This is a genomic window from Rathayibacter sp. AC182, from assembly GCF_979253875.1.
The window spans coordinates 1,753,787-1,769,194 of sequence record NZ_CEEDEK010000005.1 but is presented as its reverse complement, the minus strand read 5'-3'; the positions used below and the strand labels follow the sequence as shown (position 1 = coordinate 1,769,194).

The window sequence follows — 15,408 nt, the reverse complement described above, 5'->3', positions numbered from 1 at the left end:
TCCGCTCGGATGCTCAGAGGCGCGCGGCGCCGCAGCGCTCCGGCGCGGCGGCCTGACGAAGGCTCGCGAAGTGACCCCGACCTCGACTCCCGAGCACTACCTCACCGACACCGGCCCCGGGCGGGGCCTGCGCCGCCGGGCCCGCTCGTGGCTCCGCTCCGACGCCCCCTCGATCGCGCTCGACGGGCAGTGGCGCTTCCGCCTGCTGCCGGCTGCGCCCGGCACCCTCGGCGGACTCGACGTGCTCCCCGAGGGCGAGGGAGTGGACGACGTCGGCTCCGAGTCCTTCGACGACTCCGCCTGGACTCGATCCCGGTGCCCGCGCACTGGGTGCTGCAGGGCGACGGCCGCTACGGCCTCCCCGCCTACACGAACGTGCAGTTCCCCTTCGCGACCGAGCCGCCCTTCGTGCCGGACGAGAACCCCACCGGCGACTACCGCCGCACGATCGAGGTCCCGGAGTCGTGGGGCGACGCCGAGGCGGTCGTCCTGCGCTTCGACGGGGTCGAGTCGCGCTACCGGGTGTGGGTCAACGGCGTCGAGATCGGCATCGGATCCGGCAGCCGCCTCGCGCAGGAGTTCGACGTCACCGAGGCCGTGCGCCCGGAGAGAACCTCGTCGTGGTGCGCGCACCAGTGGTCGGCGTCGAGCTACGTCGAGGACCAGGACCAGTGGTGGCTGCCGGGGATCTTCCGCTCGGTGCACCTGCTCGCCCGCCCCGTCGGCGGACTCGAGGACGTCTGGGTCCGCACCGGGTACTGGAGGGCACGGGCACGATCGACGCCGAGCTGACCGCGTCGCCCGCGGCGTTCCCCGTCGTCCTGCGCGTCCCCGAGCTCGGCGTCGACGTCGAGTGGGCGAGCGCCGACGACGTCGCTCCGATCGCCCTGGACGCCGTCGAGCCGTGGTCGGCGGAGGCGCCGCGCTCTACGACGCCGAGATCGCCTCCACCGGCGAGACCGTCTCCACCCGCCTGGGCTTCCGCACGGTCGAGATCCGCGGCGACCGCTTCCTGGTGAACGGCGAGCGCGTCGTCTTCCACGGCGTGAACCGGCACGAGACGCACCCCGACCGCGGGCGCGCCTTCGACGAGGACTCCGCCCGCGAGGACCTCGCGCTGATGAAGCGGTTCAACGTCAACGCGATCCGCACCAGCCACTACCTGCCGCACCCGCGCCTGCTCGACCTCGCCGACGAGCTCGGCTTCTGGGTGGTCCTGGAGTGCGACCTCGAGACCCACGGCTTCGAGCGCTGGGGCTGGGCCGGCAACCCGAGCGACGACCCCGCCTGGCGCGAGGCGTACCTCGACCGCATCGAGCGCACCGTCGAGCGCGACAAGAACCACCCGAGCATCGTGCTCTGGTCGCTCGGCAACGAGGCGGGCACCGAGCGAACCTCGCCGCCATGTCGGCGTGGGTGCACGGCCGCGACCCCGAGCGCCCGGTGCACTACGAGGGCGACTACACCGGCGCCTACACCGACGTGTACTCGCGGATGTACTCCTCGGTGCCCGAGACCGAGCAGATCGGCGACGACGCGTCGCGCACCACCCTGCTCGGCCTGCTCCCCCGGCGAGTCCGCGCGCCAGCGCTCCAAGCCGTTCCTGCTCTGCGAGTACGTGCACGCCATGGGCAACGGACCCGGCGCGATCGACCAGTACGAGGACCTCGTCGAGCGCTACCCGCGCCTGCACGGCGGCTTCGTCTGGGAGTGGCGCGACCACGGGCTCCGCGCCCGCACCGCCGACGGCGTCGAGTACTGGGCCTACGGCGGCGACTTCGGCGAGGTCGTCCACGACGGCAACTTCGTGATGGACGGCATGGTCCTCTCGGACAGCACCCCGAGTCCCGGCCTGTTCGAGTGGAAGCAGATCGTCGCGCCCGTGCGCACGCGCATCGGCGAGGACTCGGTCGTCGTCGAGAACCGCCGACACGACGCCTCCACCGCCGACCTGCGCGTGCTGTGGCGCGCGGAGGTCGACGGCCGGCTCACCGCCGAGGGCGTGCTCGAGACCGGAGTGATCGCCGCGGGCGGCTCCGCGACCGTGCCGCTGCCCGCGGTCGAGGTCGCCGCCGACGGGGAGACCTGGCTGAGCGTCGACGTCGTCCTCGCCGCCGCGGCCGCCTGGGCCCCCGAGGGGCACGTCGTGCACACCGCGCAGCGCCGGCTCTCGGCCGCGGCACCGCAGCCCTGTGGGTGCGCCCCGCCCGGCGGCGCCCTGGGCGACGACCTCCTCGCCGTGGCCCGCTTCGGCGGCGGACGGCTGCGCTCGCTGGCCGGCCTCGCCGTCGACGGTCCGCGCGCCGAGCGTGGCGCGCCCCCACTGACAACGACGAGGGCGCCGGATTCCCGGCGTACGTCAGCGGCGACCCGAACGCGGGCGACGGACGTGGGGTGCCCGCCCGTCCTCGGCCGTCCGCTGGCGCGAGGCGGGCCTGGACCGCCTCGTCCCCGCCTCGGAGAGCCTCGACACCTCGGACGGCCTCCGCCGCCGCACCCGTTGGTCGGCCGCCGACCTCGACGCGGCCCTGCTGCTCGACGAGCACTGGACGGCCGACGGCGACGCCGTGATCCTCCGCGCCGACCTCGTGCCGACCGGCCGCTGGGACCTCGTCTGGCCGCGCCTCGGGCTCACCTTCGAGCTGCCCGCCTCGATCGACCGCGCCGACTGGTTCGGCACCGGTCCGCTCAGTCCCACTCCCGACAGCCTCCGCGCCGCCCGGGCTGGGTCGCTTCTCGGCCGGGATCGACGCGCTGACGACCCCGTACGCGCGACCGCAGGAGAGCGGGCACCGCTCCTCCGTGCGCGAACTGGTGCTCGCCGAGGCGGGTCGCCGCGCTCCGGATCGAGGCGGCGCGCGATCTGCACGGACGCCTGCCCGGATTCACGCTCGCCCGGCACACTCCGCAGGAGATCTCCGCCGCGCAGCACCCGCACGAGCTGCCGCAGCCGACCCGCTCGGTCCTCACGATCGACGCCGCCCAGCACGGCCTCGGCTCCCGGGCGTGCGGCCCGGACGTCTGGCCCGACTTCCAGCTGCGGCCCGAGGCCCGCACGATCCTGCTGCGCTTAGCGCGGCGGAGTGACGCGGCGCCTGACGCCGCACGAACGGAACGCCCGCGGGACCTCGTCGTCCCGCGGGCGTTCCGCGTCCTGCCCGGCGCTCGCGCCGGCTCCGATCACCCGTGCCGCGGGATCACTCCTGCGGCTGGTGCGGCAGCGGACCGCCGATGAGGAGGTCGCTGTTCTCGCGGCGGCGGCGCAGCACGACGGCGGTCACGAGACCGGCGAGCAGGATCGCGACCAGCAGGCCCGCGCCGATGGTGAGGCCGACGCCGGCCGAGAGCCCGCCGGTGCCGTCCGCCGAGGCGGGTGAGACCGACCCGACTTGGCGGTCGTGATGGCGATGCCGCAGACCTGCGACGCGTCCGGCACCTCGACGGAGGAGCCGCTCCGGGGTAGGCGATCGTCACCGCGGCGGTGCGTCCCGAGACGGAGCCGACGGCCACGATGCAGTACACCTCGGCCGTGGGCTCCTTCACGATCGCGTCGCCGAGCGCGAGGTCGGACCAGCCGAGCGCGTCGACCCGGACCGACAGCGCTCCGGCGGCGAGCTCGGCACGGACGCCGGTCGTCGTGAACGCGCCGACCGACCGCTCTCGATCGGGCCGAAGCCCCAGACGGCGCCGCGGGGCGAGCCCGCCTCGCTGCTGGTGGACTCGCGCGGCTCGACGAGCACGCCGGGCGCCGTCGAGGCCGCCAGCGAGAACGTGGTCGAGGCCGAGGAGCCGCGGTCGCCGGTGACCTGCACCGTGTAGGCGCCGATCGAGGAGAGCGCGGCGGCGGGAACCACGGTCGAGCCGGTGCTGGTCGTCTCGCCGTCCTGGCGGCCCTCGACGGTCAGCGGAGTCTCGGTGCCCGAGGGAGCGCGGAGGACCGCCGTGGCGGTCTCCTCGCGCTGGAAGCCCGCGTACGCCGCGCCGACCCCGTAGAAGCGGGCCAGGTCGACGGTCAGCGCGCCCGGGTCCACGCCCGCGTCGCGCGTGAGGTACACGGAGACGGCGGGAGCGGTCGCCTCGGCGGCCGGCTGGCCCCCCGCGGCGGGCGCGGAGCGGCTGCCGGATCGGCGGCCGACGTCGAGAGGAGCGTGCGGCCCGGAGCGGAGGAGCGCGGCGCACTCGACCCGGCCTCGGTCGTCGCGGTGCCTCCCCCGGCACCACCGCTCGGCGCCTGCGGCTGAGCCGGGCGCGGGTTGGCAGGAGCAGGGTTCGCCGGCGCCGGGTTCGCGGGAGCCGGGTTCACCGGAGCCGGGTTCACCGGAGCGGGGTTCACCGGAGCCGGATTCACCGGGAGCCGGGTTCGTGGGCCCCGGGCTCGACCGGGACGACCACGGGGGGCGAGGGTTGGTGGACGGCACGGGGTTCACCGATCGGGACCGGGTTCACCGGGCCGACTGGGCCCACCGGGTCGGGATCTCCGGATCGACCGGTCCCAGGGTTCTCGGGTCCTTGACCCACAGGCCCTGGTTCGACTGGATCCGGGTCGACAGGACCGGGTTCACCAGCCCCGGATCGTCGGGCCCCGGCTCCACCGGCGCCGGATCTCCAGGGGCGCAGCCCGTAGCCTCGCCGAGTCCCAGCTCGGCCGCCTGTGCGGAGGCCGGCAGCGCGAGTCCCGCGACGAGTGCCGCCAGGTCGAGCGCGGAAGCCGCGGTGCGGCGACACTGACTGCGACATGGATGTTCCTCCCCAGCGAGACGCAGCCTGCACCTCGGAAACGGGGACAGGCGTCCCCCGGGAAAGAGACTATGCGGGATGGGCGCGCCGTCACCGGCCGATCCGTCCTCTTCTGCGGGTCGGCTACAACGATCGCATCACGACGATCGTGTCGGAGCGGTCGCGCGAGGTTCAGACCTCGAAGTCGACGCAGGCACGCTCGCGGACCAGCGGGCGGATGAACCCCGCGACGCGGCGGTGGTCGGGGTGCTCGACGTACGCGTTCAGCGCGTCGGCGTCGGCGTAATCCGCGATGAGGACCATGTCGAAGTTGTCCTTCGGGAACAGCGAGTTCTTCCCGATCGTCATCGACTCGATCTCGGGGATGATCGGCAGGAGGCTGCGCAGGGCGTCCGAGATCTGCTCGGTGCGCTCGGCCCGCTGGGCGGGGTCGACGGCGTTCAGCTTCCAGGCGACGACGTGGCGGATGGTCATGCGTGCTCCAGGAGTGCTCTGCGGAGGCGGATCGGGTCGATGCGCCGGCAGTTGTGGACGCGGCCGTCGATCAGGAGGACCGGGATCTCCTCGACGAACCGCTCGTGCAACTCGGCGTCGTCCAGGATCGAGACCTCGGACAGCGAGACGGCCGGAGCCGCAGGAGCGTGCTCGAGGTCCGCGAGGACCTGCTGCACCACCGCGCGGGCGTCGTCGCACAGATGGCAGCCGGGCTTGCCCACGAGAGTCAGGCGACGTCCACCATGCTCCCAGTTTAGAGGAGCGGCACCGCGAGACCCGGACGGCTTCGGCGTGCCTGCAGTCGCAGACGAGCGCCCTGATCCCGGATGGGAGCGCGGACGCTCGAAGGGGAAGGAGGCCTCGGCCTACTTCTTGTTGCGACGCTGGTGACGAGTCTTGCGAAGCAGCTTGCGGTGCTTCTTCTTCGCCATGCGCTTGCGACGCTTCGGATAACAGAACCCACGAAGACCTCACAACGCTCAGGGGGTCGACCGCCCGACGGGACGGCCGCTTACGAGAAAATGCCTCACGCGAGCTTACACGACGAGCGGGCGGCCGGGTCACGCGCCTAGCAGACCACCCGTCGGCGACCGGCACGACACGCGTCACTTGCGGATGCGCAGCGCCTCCGCCACCTTCGTCGCCCTCGCTGACACCGCGCTGGATGTCCTGCACCACCGCGCTGACCTGGTGCGTGCGCTCCGGCGAGCGCCCGGCCCAGCGACTCCGCCCGCTGCGCCGCCGCGTCCAGCAGCGCCGGCTCGTCGACGGCGTCGGCCTCGGGGAACGGCAGCAGCCAGTCCTCGACGACCTCGAGCGGCGCGTACTGCAGGCGTAGAGCGGTTGCCCGCTCGTCGCGGACGCTCACGAGCCCCGCCTCGCGCAGCACCTTCAGGTGCTTGGACACGGTCGGCTGGCTGAGCCTCGGGACGCGCGACGATCTGCGAGACGCTCATGCCGGTCGCGCCCGCCTCCCGCTGCTCGAGCAGGAGGGAGAGGATGTCGCGGCGGGTGCCGTCGGCGATCACCGCGAAGATGTCTGGCATGCGCCCAGGGTAGTCAGCCCGCCCCGTCGCGTCGCGGGCCGTCGCTCCCCGCCCCGTCCCGGCGCGCCCCGAGGGCGACTCGGCGAGCGGGGTATGGCCGCGATCGAGTGGAGGATCCGCCGTGGTCATTCGCCAGCAGTTCCGCAGCCCCGTCGGGGTCTCGCCCGTCTCCCCGTGGTCGGGCTTCGAACGGGCCCGCGACCTCATCGACGACTTCGCCGGCCGCTCTCCCCTCGCGCTTCGCGATCCTCATCTTCTCGGCGCTGATCCTCGTCTTCACGCTCCTCTTCTCCCTGCCTGTCTCGACGACCGCCGGCGAGGTCACCCGCTGCACGACGCGTTCTTCACCGCCATGTCGGTCATCTGCGTCACGGGCCTGGCCACGGTCGACATGGCGACCCACTGGTCGGCGTTCGGCCACTCGATCATCTTCATCGGCGTCAACATCGGCGCCCTCGGTGTGCTCACCCTGGCGTCGATCATGGGCATGGCTGTCTCGCGCCGCCTCGGCCTCCGCGCCAAGCTCATGGTCGCGAGCGACTCGAACCCGCTGCGGATCCACTGGCCCCGTCGCCGAGGGCCAGGCGGTACGGCTCGGCGAGATCGGCGGGCTGCTCACCACGGTGGCCGTGAGCGCGGCCGTGATCGAGATCGTCGTCGCCCTCCTGCTGTTCCCGCGGATGCTGATCGACGGGATCCCGATCGGCGAGGCGGTGTGGCACTCCTTCTACTACTCGGCGATGGCGTTCACGAACACCGGGTTCTCGCCGAACGCCGCCGGGCTCACGCCGTTCCAGGACGACTACTGGTTCCTCGGGATCCTGATGATCGGCGTCTTCCTCGGCTCGATCGGCTTCCCCGTCATCTACGCCTTCTCGCGCCGGCTGGCGGCGCCCGCGCAAGTGGTCGGTGCACGTCAAGCTCACGCTCGTCACCTCGCTGATCCTGCTGGTCGCCGGAGCGGCGCTCTACATCGTGCTCGAGTTCGACAATCCGAAGACGTTCGGCGTGCTCGATGCGGGCGACACCGTCTTCCAGTCGTTCTTCCTCTCGACGATGACCCGGTCGGGCGGCTTCTCGACCATCGTCATCCCCGACTGAACGGCTCCAGCCTGCTCGTCACCGACATGCTGATGTTCATCGGCGGGCTCGGCCTCGACCGCGGGCGGGATCAAGGTCACGACGCTCGCGATCCTGTTCCTCGCCGCGTTCGCGGAGGCCCGCGGCACCAACGACATGGAGGCGTTCGGCCGCCGGATCCCCAACGACGTCCTGCGCCTGGGCGTCTCGGTCGTGCTGTGGGGCGACGACCGTCGCCGTCTCGTCGGTGATCATCCTGCACATCACGAAGGCCTCCCTCGACCACGTGCTGTTCGACGTCATCTCGGCGTTCGCGACGTCGGGGCTGTCGACCGGGCTCGCCGAGCTCCTGCCGTCCGGCGTCTACGTGCTGGCACTGACGATGTTCATGGGCCGCGTTGGTACCGTGACTCTCGCCGCCGCGCTCGCCGCGAGTCAGCGGAGGCAGTTGTTCAGACGACCGGAAGAGAGGCCCATCGTTGGTTGACCGCATCAGGTACGACGCCCCGGTGCTGGTGATCGGCCTCGGGCGCTTCGGTGCCGCCACGGCCGGCCAGCTCGACCGACTCGACCGCGAGGTGCTCGCCGTCGACGCCGCACGCCGGGCTCGTGCAGAAGTGGTCCGAGCGCGTGACCCACGCCGTCCAGGCGGATGCGCGCTCGCTCGACGCGCTCGCGCAGATCGGCGCCCAGGACTTCCAGGTCGCCGTCGTCGCCGGTCCTCGATCGAGGCCTCCGTCCTCATCACCGCGAACCTGGTCGACCTCAAGATCCCGCAGATCTGGGCGAAGGCGATCTCGCGCTCGCACGGCAAGATCCTCGAGCGCATCGGCGCCAACCACGTCATCTACCCGGAGGCGGAAGCGGCGAGCGCGTCGCGCACCTCGTCTCGGGCCGCATGCTCGACTTCATCGAGTTCGACGACGACTTCGTGCTCGCGAAGATGTACCCGCCCAAGCCCATCCGGGGCCTCACGCTCACCGAGTCGGGAGTGCGCCGCAAGCACCGCGTCACCGTCGTGGGCGTCAAGGGCCCGGGCAAGTCGTTCACCTACGCCACCGAGCAGACGGTGGTCTCGAACCACGACCTGATCGTGGTCAGCGGCACGCCCAGCGACATCGAGCGCTTCGCAGCCCTGGGCTCGTAGGCCCGGGCCGTCTCAGGACGCGGCGAGCTCCCGCGCGCGGGCGAGCGCCGCGTCCGTCGCCCGGGTGAAGAGCGACGCCAGGTCCGCCTCCTGCAGCACGGCGATCGCGCGCTCGGTGGTGCCGTTCGGGCTCGTGACCCGGCGGCGCAGCTCGGCGGGCCCTCGCCGGAGTGAACGAGGAGCTCGGCCGCATCGAGGAACGTGCCGGTCACCATGGTCGCGGCCTGCTCGGGGTGAAGCCCTTGGCGACGGCCGCCGCGATCAGCTCCTCGATCAGGAGGAAGACGTAGCCGGACTCCGATCCCGAGATCGTCGGGAGCGCGTCGAGCTGCGACTCCGGCACCTCGACCACCTCGCCGACGGTCTCGAAGAGGCGGCGCACGAGCGCGAGGTCCTCGCCGCTCGACCGCGTCCCCGCGCTCAGCCCGGTGACGGCCCGGCCGACGACCGCGGGCGTGTTCGGCATCGAGCGCAGCACGGGCACGCCGGCCGGCAGGCGGCTCTCGAACGTCGCGACCGTGACCCCCGCCGCGACGCTGACGACGACCGTGCCCGGAGCGAGCGACCCGGCGATCTCCTCCAGCAGCGCCGGCACCATGTGCGGCTTCACGGCGACGAGGACGACGGAGGCGCCCGCGACGGCCCGGCGGTTCGCCTCGGCGTCGTCCTCGGTCGCGAACGCGGTGACCACGGGGTGGTCCTTCCACGCGGCGGCCTTGGCGGCGTCGCGGTTCGTCACCCGGACTCCGCCCTCGATGCGGACGCCGGGCGCGAGCAGACCGCCGAGGATCGCACCGCCCATCGAGCCCAGGCCGAGCACGGCGATGGAGGGGAGCAGCACGGTGTCGTCGGTCACCCGCCCATCCTACGAAGCGGCCTCACGGCCCGACGCGCTCGCGGTGACGGCCGCAGGGGTCCTCGCCCGACCGGCGGGACCCTAGGATGATCCGACCACCGACCGGCACCACCCCGGATCCCCGAGGAGACCACGTGAGCGCATCCGATGCCGGTGGAGCCCCCGTCGCCCGAGCGGGCGCTGATACCGCCCGACCCCCGATCCCTTCGCGCGAGAGCGTCGGCTGAGGTGCCGCGCGCACTGGCGATCGTCAACGAGCGGGGAGCGGCCTGGGGGTCCTCGAGCCGATCCTCCGGGGAGGCAGGGCTGGAGCGTCGACGCTCTGGCCGGCACCGACCTGGCCCGTCGACCTCGACGAGCCGGACCTGGTGATCACCCTCGGATCCAGTGCCGGCGTCTACGAGACCGCCCGCCATCCCTTCATCGCGCCCGAGATCGCCCTGCTGCAGGACCGGCTGCACCACCGCCGCCCGACGCTGGGCATCTGCTTCGGCGCTCAGCTGATCGCCGCCGCCCTCGGCACGGACGTGCATCCTGGCCGACCCGCGAGGTCGGGTTCCGCTCGATCGAGCCCACCGCCGAGGGGATGCGGTCGCCGTTGCGCCACGTCGCGGGCGTGCCCGTGATGCAGTGGCACGGCGACACCTTCGCCCTCCCCGCCGGCACGACGCTCCTCGCCTCCTCCGCGGCCTACGAGGTCGAGGCCTTCGGCATCGACGAGTGGCTGCTCGGCGTGCTTCCACCCGGAGCTCACCGGTGCGATGGCCGGTCGCTGGCTCGAGGGCGACGCCGACTACGCGGCAGCGGCGGGCTACACCGCGACCCAGCTCGGCGACGACGTGCGCGAGGGGCGCTTCGATCGGATGCGCGAGGCGACCGGGCTCGTGCTCGCGGAGTGGCTCGCGGGGCACTCCCGCGACTGAGCGCGGCCTCGACTGTCCGTGCAGCGCCTCAGCGCCGCGCGCGGAAGAAGTCGAGGAGCGGGGCCGTGCTCTCCGGGGCGCGGAGCCCCGGGTACACCTCGGTGACGTGCGTGTGCCTGCGGTCGCGGAGCAGGTCGTGCAGCGAGCCCACCGCTCCCGCCTTCTTCGTCCCACGCGCCGAACACGACGCGGTCGACGCGCGCGGCCAGAATCGCTCCGGCGCACATCACGCACGGCTCGAGGGTGACCACCAGCGTGCACCCCGTGAGCTGCCAGTCGCCGCAGGCAGCCGCCGCGCTTCCGCAGCGCCACGACCTCGGCGTGCGCGGTCGGATCGGTGCGCAGCTCGCGCTCGTTGCGCCCGCGCCCCACCACGCGGCCGGCGGAGTCGACGACCACCGCCCCCACGGGCACGTCGCCCCAGCTCGCGGCGCGGCGGGCCTCCTCGAGCGCGAGCCCCATCCACGCGTCGGCGGCGGCGGGAGGCGGAGGTCGCTGTCGCGCATCGCGCCCCCTCGTGCCCGCGTCCGGTCCGACCGCGCGCGGACCGGAGGGATTGAGCTTATGCGCGTCCACGTAGCCGACCACCCGCTGATCACGCACAAGCTCACCGTGCTGCGCGACAAGCGCACCCCTCCCCCACCTTCCGGCAGCTCGCCGAGGAGCTGATGACCCTCCTCGCCTACGAGGCGACGCGCGGCGTCCGCACCGGGACCGTGACGATCGAGACCCCCGTCACGCAGACCACCGGCCTCGCACTCAGCGACCCGCAGCCGCTGGTCGTGCCGATCCTGCGCGCCGGGCCTCGGCATGCTCGAGGGCATGGTGAAGCTGATCCCGACCGCCGAGGTCGGATTCCTCGGGCATGGCGCGCAACGAGGAGACCCTCGGGCCCACCACCTACGCCGAGCGCCTGCCCGACGACTCTCGAACCGCCAGTGCTTCGTGCTCGACCCGATGCTCGCCACCGGCGGCTCGCTGATCGCCGCGATCCGGTTCCTCTTCGACCGCGGAGCCGTCGACGTCACCGCCGTCTGCCTCCTCGCCGCCCCCGAGGGCCTCGCCGCCGTCGAGAAGGCGTTCGAGGGCCGCGAGGTGACCATCGTCCTCGGCGCTCTCGACGACCACCCAACGAGCTGGGCTACATCGTGCCGGGCCTCGGCGACGCGGGCGACCGCCTGTACGGGCTCGCGGGCTGATCCACCTCCTCCGGGTGCCGCGACGCGCCCGGAGGAGCCGATCCCGCGCCGGATCCTGGACGCGAACCCGAAATCTGTTGACTCGGTCCGTCACAGTCCGCTTTACTTTCCCCCATGACTGACAACGCGCTCGCCCTGACCTCCCTTGAGGCCATCGGGGATGCCGGCATGATGATGGCCGGCGGCCTCGTCATGTGCTGTCGAATGTGCGCTTGAGGCACTGGCCTCGCCGGGTTCCCGCACCACCTCCGCCTCCTCCCCGTGACCGGGTCGATCCCTCCGATCGGCTCCGCCGGCCGGAACGGCGTCGCAGGCTGCGAACCCCGTGGATGCCCCGCATCCGCCTCTGCCGGATCTCCCCGAACGGGAACCGGCTCCCTCGCGCACACCCGGATCCGCTCCCCCGGACACTCGTCCCGGATCCGACCAGTCCCAAGGATTCGCCATGTCCCTCCTCGACGCCCGCACCGTCCCCGCCCCCTCCGTCACCGAGGCGCCCCGCCTCCAGGCCGCTCCCGAGAGCGTCCCCACCGCCCCGCGTCTGCGCGCCGTGCCCCAGGGCACCGAGGCCCGCGGCTTCGCGCTCTACGTCGGCATCGACGAGGCCAAGGCGCGCGCCGCCGGAGTCGACCTCGGCCGCCTCGTCGAGGAGCTCAAGCGCGTCACCGCCCTGATCGCCCCCGACGCCGAGACGTACGCGTCCGTCGCCCTCGCCCCCCAGGGAGCCGGCGGCCGCGACGTCGACGTCGTCCGCCTCGCCCTCCAGGACCCCGCCGCCGTCGCCAAGCGCCGCGCCGAGGCCGAGCCCGACCTCGACCGCGCCCCCGGCGGAGTCGTCATCGACATCTCCCGCAAGCGCGTCATCCTCGACGACGAGACCACCGCCCTCACCTACAAGGAGTTCGAGCTGCTGCAGTACCTCGTCCTCCGCGAGGGCCGCACCATCGAGCGCGCCGAGCTCATCGCCTCCCTCTGGGGAGCCGCCGACGACGACGCCCCCAACGAGCGCACCATCGACGTGCACGTCCGCCGCCTGCGCGCCAAGCTCGGCCGCTACGAGGACATCGTCCGCACCGTCCGCGGGGTCGGCTACCGCTTCGACCGCCACGCCGACGTCGCGATCCGCTACGCGTCCACCCCGTCGCCCGATCTCTTCTGAGCGAGGGGCGCTCGCGCTCCTCGCTCAGAAGAGATCGGGCAGGGCCAGCGTTGAGGGAGCGCAGGCGCTCCTCAACCGCGGTCGGCTTCTCGACGGGTCGAGTACCGCAGAGCGAGGGCTGCTTCGGCTTGCTCGAAACGCTGACACGCGTTTCTCGCCCATCGCCTTCGAGACGAGCGGCGGGTCGAGGCGCGAAGCCTGAGGTGTGGCTTCGCCGGCACGGTTCGCCGGCAGTCCGGTCGGATCGACGCCTTCCTCGGAAGAAGCGCTTCGGGGGCTGCTTCAGCAGGTCCGGAGCGCGCGCTTCGTCGGAATTCGATCGCCCTCAGTGCCTGGCGCAGGCGGCCGTCGGTGGGGCGTACCGGAAGCGGCACGCAGGTGCTCGGCGGCTCCGGATCGAGGACCTCGGGCGCGCGTTCCGGGGCGGGGGCGGGAGCGGATGCGGCGTTCAGGGAGATCTCAGGAAATGGCCTCTCGCGGCGTTATCGATCCGTTATATGTTCAAGAGCGTTAGTCGTTTGCTGTGGCGGCGAAGCGTGGAAGTGATTGCAGGACACTCTTGGTGCGGAACGAAGGCCGGCCGCTCGCCTCAGCGGCCGCCTTCTGTCGTTCCCTGGCCCGTGCGGTCGCGACGCTCCGCCGCCCGCGGGACCGAACCCGCACTCGCGCCCCGCCGACCAGGGTGGGGACACCGTATCCTGAGCACGACGGAGGAGGTCGGTGAGTTCGAGACGCGGTCGCGGCCTGGGAGTCGCTCTTCCGCGCGCAGGTGCACGTGATGCGGGCGCTCAGCACCGAGTTCCCCTCCAAGGAGATCTCGCTGAACGAGTACGACGTCCTTCAACCTCACGCGGCAGCCCGATCGGCGCGCGCGCCTCCGCGACCTCAACAAGCACGTGCTGCTCACCCAGCCCAGCGTGAGCCGTCTGATCGACCGGCTGGTCAGCCGCGGACTCGTCGTCAAGAGCGAGGATCCGACCGATGCGCGCGGGACGGTCATCGCGATCACGGACGACGGCTACGACATGTTCCGCCGCGTGGCGCTGCACCATGGAGACGATCCGCAGCACGTCGGCGACGCCCTCGACGACGACGAGCTCGACCAGCTCACGGCCCTCTGCGACAAGCTCCGCGACCGCGTCGCCCGCCTGACCGGCGGGCTGCCACGGTCTCCTCCCAGGCGCGCTCCTCCGCTAGCACTCCACGAACGCGGCGGCCAGCACTTCGCCCCGGTTCCGCTCTCGCGGATCATGGAGGCACCATGAGCACCTCCTCCCCCACCCTCGTCTGGCTCCGCGACGATCTGCGCCTTGCTGACAACCCGCGCTGCGAGCGGCGGTCGATCGCGGCGGGCCGGTGGCGGTCTGCTACGTCCTCGACGACGAGTCGCCCGGCATCCGGCCGCTGGGCGGCGCGGTGGTGGCTGCACGGCAGTCTCACCGCTCTGGGCGCCGACCTCGCTGCGCACGGCGGGTCCTCTCCTGCGCCGCGGACCCGCCGAGGCCGTGATCCTGCAGCTGGCCGACGAGCTCGGCGCGGGTGCCGTGCACTGGAACCGGCGCTACGCGGAGGGGCCGAGCGCGCCGTCGACACCGCGGTGAAGGAGGGCCTGCGCTCGCGCGGCATCGAGGCCGAGAGCCACCAGGGCTCGCTGCTGTTCGAGCCGTGGACGGTGCAGACCGGCGGAGGGACGCCCTACTCCGTCTACACGCCCTTCGCGCGCGCCTGCAGGAAGAAGGACGTGCCGCGAGCGCCGCTGCCCCGTCCGCGCTCGATCGACGGCGTCGTCGACCCGGTCGCCTCCGACGACCTGGACGACTGGGAGCTGCTGCCGACCCGGCCCGACCGGGCGGCGGACTGCGCGAGCGCTGGGTGCCGGGAGAGAAGGCCGCGGCCGATCGTCTGCGCGCCTTCATCGCCGAGCAGCTCGACGACTACTCCGACGGCCGCGACCGCCCGGCCGACGACGCGACGTCGAACCTCCGGCGCACCTGCGCTGGGGCGAGATCAGCCCGTTCCAGGTCTGGCAGGCCGTCGTCGAGTCGCGGGGAGAGGGGGCGCACCACGAGCAGGGCCGCGAGCGCTTCGCCTCCGAGGTGCTCTGGCGCGAGTTCTGCTACCACCTGCTGTTCCACTGGCCCGACCTCGCGACCGCCAACTTCGACACCCGCTTCGACCGCTTCCCGTGGGCCCACGCAAGTCAGGAGCACCTCGACGCCTGGCACCAGGGCCGCACCGGCTACCCGCTCGTCGACGCCGGCATGCGGGAGCTCTGGCGCACCGGGTACATGCACAACCGGGTGCGGATGGTCACCGCCTCGTTCCTGATCAAGAACATGCTCGTCGACTGGCGCGTGGGCGAGGACTGGTTCTGGGACACCCTCGTCGACGCCGACCCCGCCAGCAACGCCGCCAACTGGCAGTGGGTGGCCGGATCGGGAGCCGACGCCTCGCCGTTCTTCCGGGTGTTCAACCCCGTCACCCAGTCGCACAAGTTCGACCCCGCCGGCGACTACCTGCGGAAGAACATCCCGGAGTCGCGGCGGTGACCGGCTCCGCGATCCACGAGCCCTGGACCCTCCTGGACACGCTGACCACGGAGGGCGAGGACTACCCCGCGCCGATCCTCGACCTCAAGGAGACCCGGGTGCACGCCCTCGACGCCTTCGCGCGCATCAAGAGCTCGCCGCGCAGCATCGCGCACGTCGACGCCGACTGAGGGAGGCCTCGTCCGGCCGCGGGGCGGGCCCGGACGCCAGTCGTCTC

Annotated in this window: 14 protein-coding genes and 9 pseudogenes; 15 read left to right on the top strand and 8 right to left on the bottom strand. The window is 72.7% G+C overall.

The window, feature by feature from the left end; genetic code table 11:
• Window positions 1–9: 9 nt before the first annotated feature.
• The 4 genes and pseudogenes from AC0CII_RS21130 (at window position 10) to AC0CII_RS21115 (ending at window position 3,235) form a co-directional block, all read left to right on the top strand.
• Window positions 10–792, top strand: coding sequence for a sugar-binding domain-containing protein (locus tag AC0CII_RS21130; protein ID WP_465230558.1), 783 nt, complete (start codon window positions 10–12; stop codon window positions 790–792).
• A 61-nt stretch (window positions 793–853) separates the two neighbouring features.
• Window positions 854–2,158, top strand: a pseudogene (locus tag AC0CII_RS21125) (glycoside hydrolase family 2 TIM barrel-domain containing protein); the annotation flags it as partial.
• A gap of 187 nt (window positions 2,159–2,345) precedes the next feature.
• A pseudogene (locus tag AC0CII_RS21120) lies at window positions 2,346–2,669 on the top strand (hypothetical protein); the annotation flags it as partial.
• A gap of 176 nt (window positions 2,670–2,845) precedes the next feature.
• Window positions 2,846–3,235, top strand: coding sequence for a beta-galactosidase small subunit-related protein (locus AC0CII_RS21115; RefSeq protein WP_465231043.1), 390 nt, complete (start codon window positions 2,846–2,848; stop codon window positions 3,233–3,235).
• Here AC0CII_RS21115 and AC0CII_RS21110 read toward each other — a convergent pair.
• The 6 genes and pseudogenes from AC0CII_RS21110 to AC0CII_RS21085 all read right to left on the bottom strand — a co-directional run bounded on the left by AC0CII_RS21110 (window position 3,181) and on the right by AC0CII_RS21085 (window position 6,139).
• A complete protein-coding gene (locus AC0CII_RS21110; RefSeq protein WP_465230557.1) occupies window positions 3,181–3,543 on the bottom strand; it encodes a hypothetical protein in 363 nt (120 codons plus the stop codon). The two genes, AC0CII_RS21115 and AC0CII_RS21110, sit on opposite strands and share 55 nt — an antisense overlap.
• Window positions 3,540–4,055 carry a hypothetical protein gene (locus tag AC0CII_RS21105; RefSeq protein WP_465230556.1) on the bottom strand — a complete coding sequence of 172 codons (516 nt, stop codon included), beginning with the start codon at window positions 4,053–4,055 and terminating at the stop codon, window positions 3,540–3,542. Before AC0CII_RS21105 ends, AC0CII_RS21110 begins: the two co-directional genes overlap by 4 nt.
• Before the next feature lie 853 nt (window positions 4,056–4,908).
• Window positions 4,909–5,211 carry a Dabb family protein gene (locus tag AC0CII_RS21100; protein ID WP_465230555.1) on the bottom strand — a complete coding sequence of 101 codons (303 nt, stop codon included), beginning with the start codon at window positions 5,209–5,211 and terminating at the stop codon, window positions 4,909–4,911.
• Complete coding sequence (locus AC0CII_RS21095) at window positions 5,208–5,453, bottom strand: glutaredoxin family protein (protein WP_465230554.1); 246 nt, start codon at window positions 5,451–5,453, stop codon at window positions 5,208–5,210. Before AC0CII_RS21095 ends, AC0CII_RS21100 begins: the two co-directional genes overlap by 4 nt.
• Window positions 5,454–5,597: 144 nt before the next feature.
• A pseudogene (locus AC0CII_RS21090) lies at window positions 5,598–5,693 on the bottom strand (30S ribosomal protein bS22); the annotation flags it as partial.
• A gap of 107 nt (window positions 5,694–5,800) precedes the next feature.
• The gene (locus AC0CII_RS21085) at window positions 5,801–6,139 is read right to left on the bottom strand and encodes a hypothetical protein (RefSeq protein WP_465230553.1); all 339 of its coding nucleotides are present in this window, start codon (window positions 6,137–6,139) and stop codon (window positions 5,801–5,803) included.
• Window positions 6,140–6,483: 344 nt separating this feature from the next.
• Between AC0CII_RS21085 and AC0CII_RS21080 the strand changes: the two are divergent.
• Together AC0CII_RS21080 and AC0CII_RS21075 are read left to right on the top strand one after the other, a co-directional pair.
• A pseudogene (locus tag AC0CII_RS21080) lies at window positions 6,484–7,845 on the top strand (TrkH family potassium uptake protein).
• A pseudogene (locus AC0CII_RS21075) lies at window positions 7,838–8,505 on the top strand (potassium channel family protein). Before AC0CII_RS21080 ends, AC0CII_RS21075 begins: the two co-directional pseudogenes overlap by 8 nt.
• A gap of 12 nt (window positions 8,506–8,517) precedes the next feature.
• Here the strand turns inward: AC0CII_RS21075 and proC are convergent.
• Window positions 8,518–9,307: pseudogene (gene proC / locus AC0CII_RS21070) on the bottom strand (pyrroline-5-carboxylate reductase).
• Between the two features lie 422 nt (window positions 9,308–9,729).
• On the opposite strand from proC, the gene AC0CII_RS21065 reads away from it, so the two are divergent.
• Both AC0CII_RS21065 and AC0CII_RS21060 read left to right on the top strand, forming a co-directional pair.
• Window positions 9,730–9,987, top strand: a complete 258-nt coding sequence (locus AC0CII_RS21065; RefSeq protein WP_465230552.1) for a glutamine amidotransferase-related protein — start codon at window positions 9,730–9,732, stop codon at window positions 9,985–9,987.
• A 135-nt stretch (window positions 9,988–10,122) separates the two neighbouring features.
• Window positions 10,123–10,284 carry a hypothetical protein gene (locus AC0CII_RS21060; RefSeq protein WP_465230551.1) on the top strand — a complete coding sequence of 54 codons (162 nt, stop codon included), beginning with the start codon at window positions 10,123–10,125 and terminating at the stop codon, window positions 10,282–10,284.
• A 28-nt stretch (window positions 10,285–10,312) separates the two neighbouring features.
• Here the strand turns inward: AC0CII_RS21060 and AC0CII_RS21055 are convergent.
• A pseudogene (locus AC0CII_RS21055) lies at window positions 10,313–10,698 on the bottom strand (nucleoside deaminase).
• Between AC0CII_RS21055 and AC0CII_RS21050 the strand changes: the two are divergent.
• From AC0CII_RS21050 to AC0CII_RS21020, 7 genes and pseudogenes are all read left to right on the top strand, one after another.
• Complete coding sequence (locus AC0CII_RS21050; RefSeq protein WP_465231141.1) at window positions 10,606–10,953, top strand: hypothetical protein; 348 nt, start codon at window positions 10,606–10,608, stop codon at window positions 10,951–10,953. The pseudogene AC0CII_RS21055 and the gene AC0CII_RS21050 overlap by 93 nt on opposite strands.
• Window positions 10,953–11,036: pseudogene (locus AC0CII_RS21045) on the top strand (uracil phosphoribosyltransferase); the annotation flags it as partial. The gene AC0CII_RS21050 and the pseudogene AC0CII_RS21045, both read left to right, overlap by 1 nt.
• A gap of 58 nt (window positions 11,037–11,094) precedes the next feature.
• Window positions 11,095–11,601: a uracil phosphoribosyltransferase gene (locus AC0CII_RS21040; protein WP_465231042.1), complete on the top strand. Its 507-nt coding sequence runs from the start codon at window positions 11,095–11,097 to the stop codon at window positions 11,599–11,601.
• A gap of 327 nt (window positions 11,602–11,928) precedes the next feature.
• Window positions 11,929–12,642 carry a winged helix-turn-helix domain-containing protein gene (locus AC0CII_RS21035; RefSeq protein WP_465226563.1) on the top strand — a complete coding sequence of 238 codons (714 nt, stop codon included), beginning with the start codon at window positions 11,929–11,931 and terminating at the stop codon, window positions 12,640–12,642.
• A gap of 720 nt (window positions 12,643–13,362) precedes the next feature.
• Window positions 13,363–13,563 (top strand): hypothetical protein, encoded by a 201-nt coding sequence (locus tag AC0CII_RS21030; protein WP_465230550.1) that lies wholly within the window; start codon window positions 13,363–13,365, stop codon window positions 13,561–13,563.
• On the top strand, window positions 13,539–13,907 hold the full coding sequence (locus tag AC0CII_RS21025) for a MarR family winged helix-turn-helix transcriptional regulator (protein ID WP_465230549.1): 369 nt from the start codon (window positions 13,539–13,541) through the stop codon (window positions 13,905–13,907). Before AC0CII_RS21030 ends, AC0CII_RS21025 begins: the two co-directional genes overlap by 25 nt.
• Window positions 13,904–15,361 (top strand): annotated as a pseudogene (locus AC0CII_RS21020) (cryptochrome/photolyase family protein). Before AC0CII_RS21025 ends, AC0CII_RS21020 begins: the two are co-directional and overlap by 4 nt.
• The last annotated feature ends 47 nt before the right edge of the window (window positions 15,362–15,408 follow it).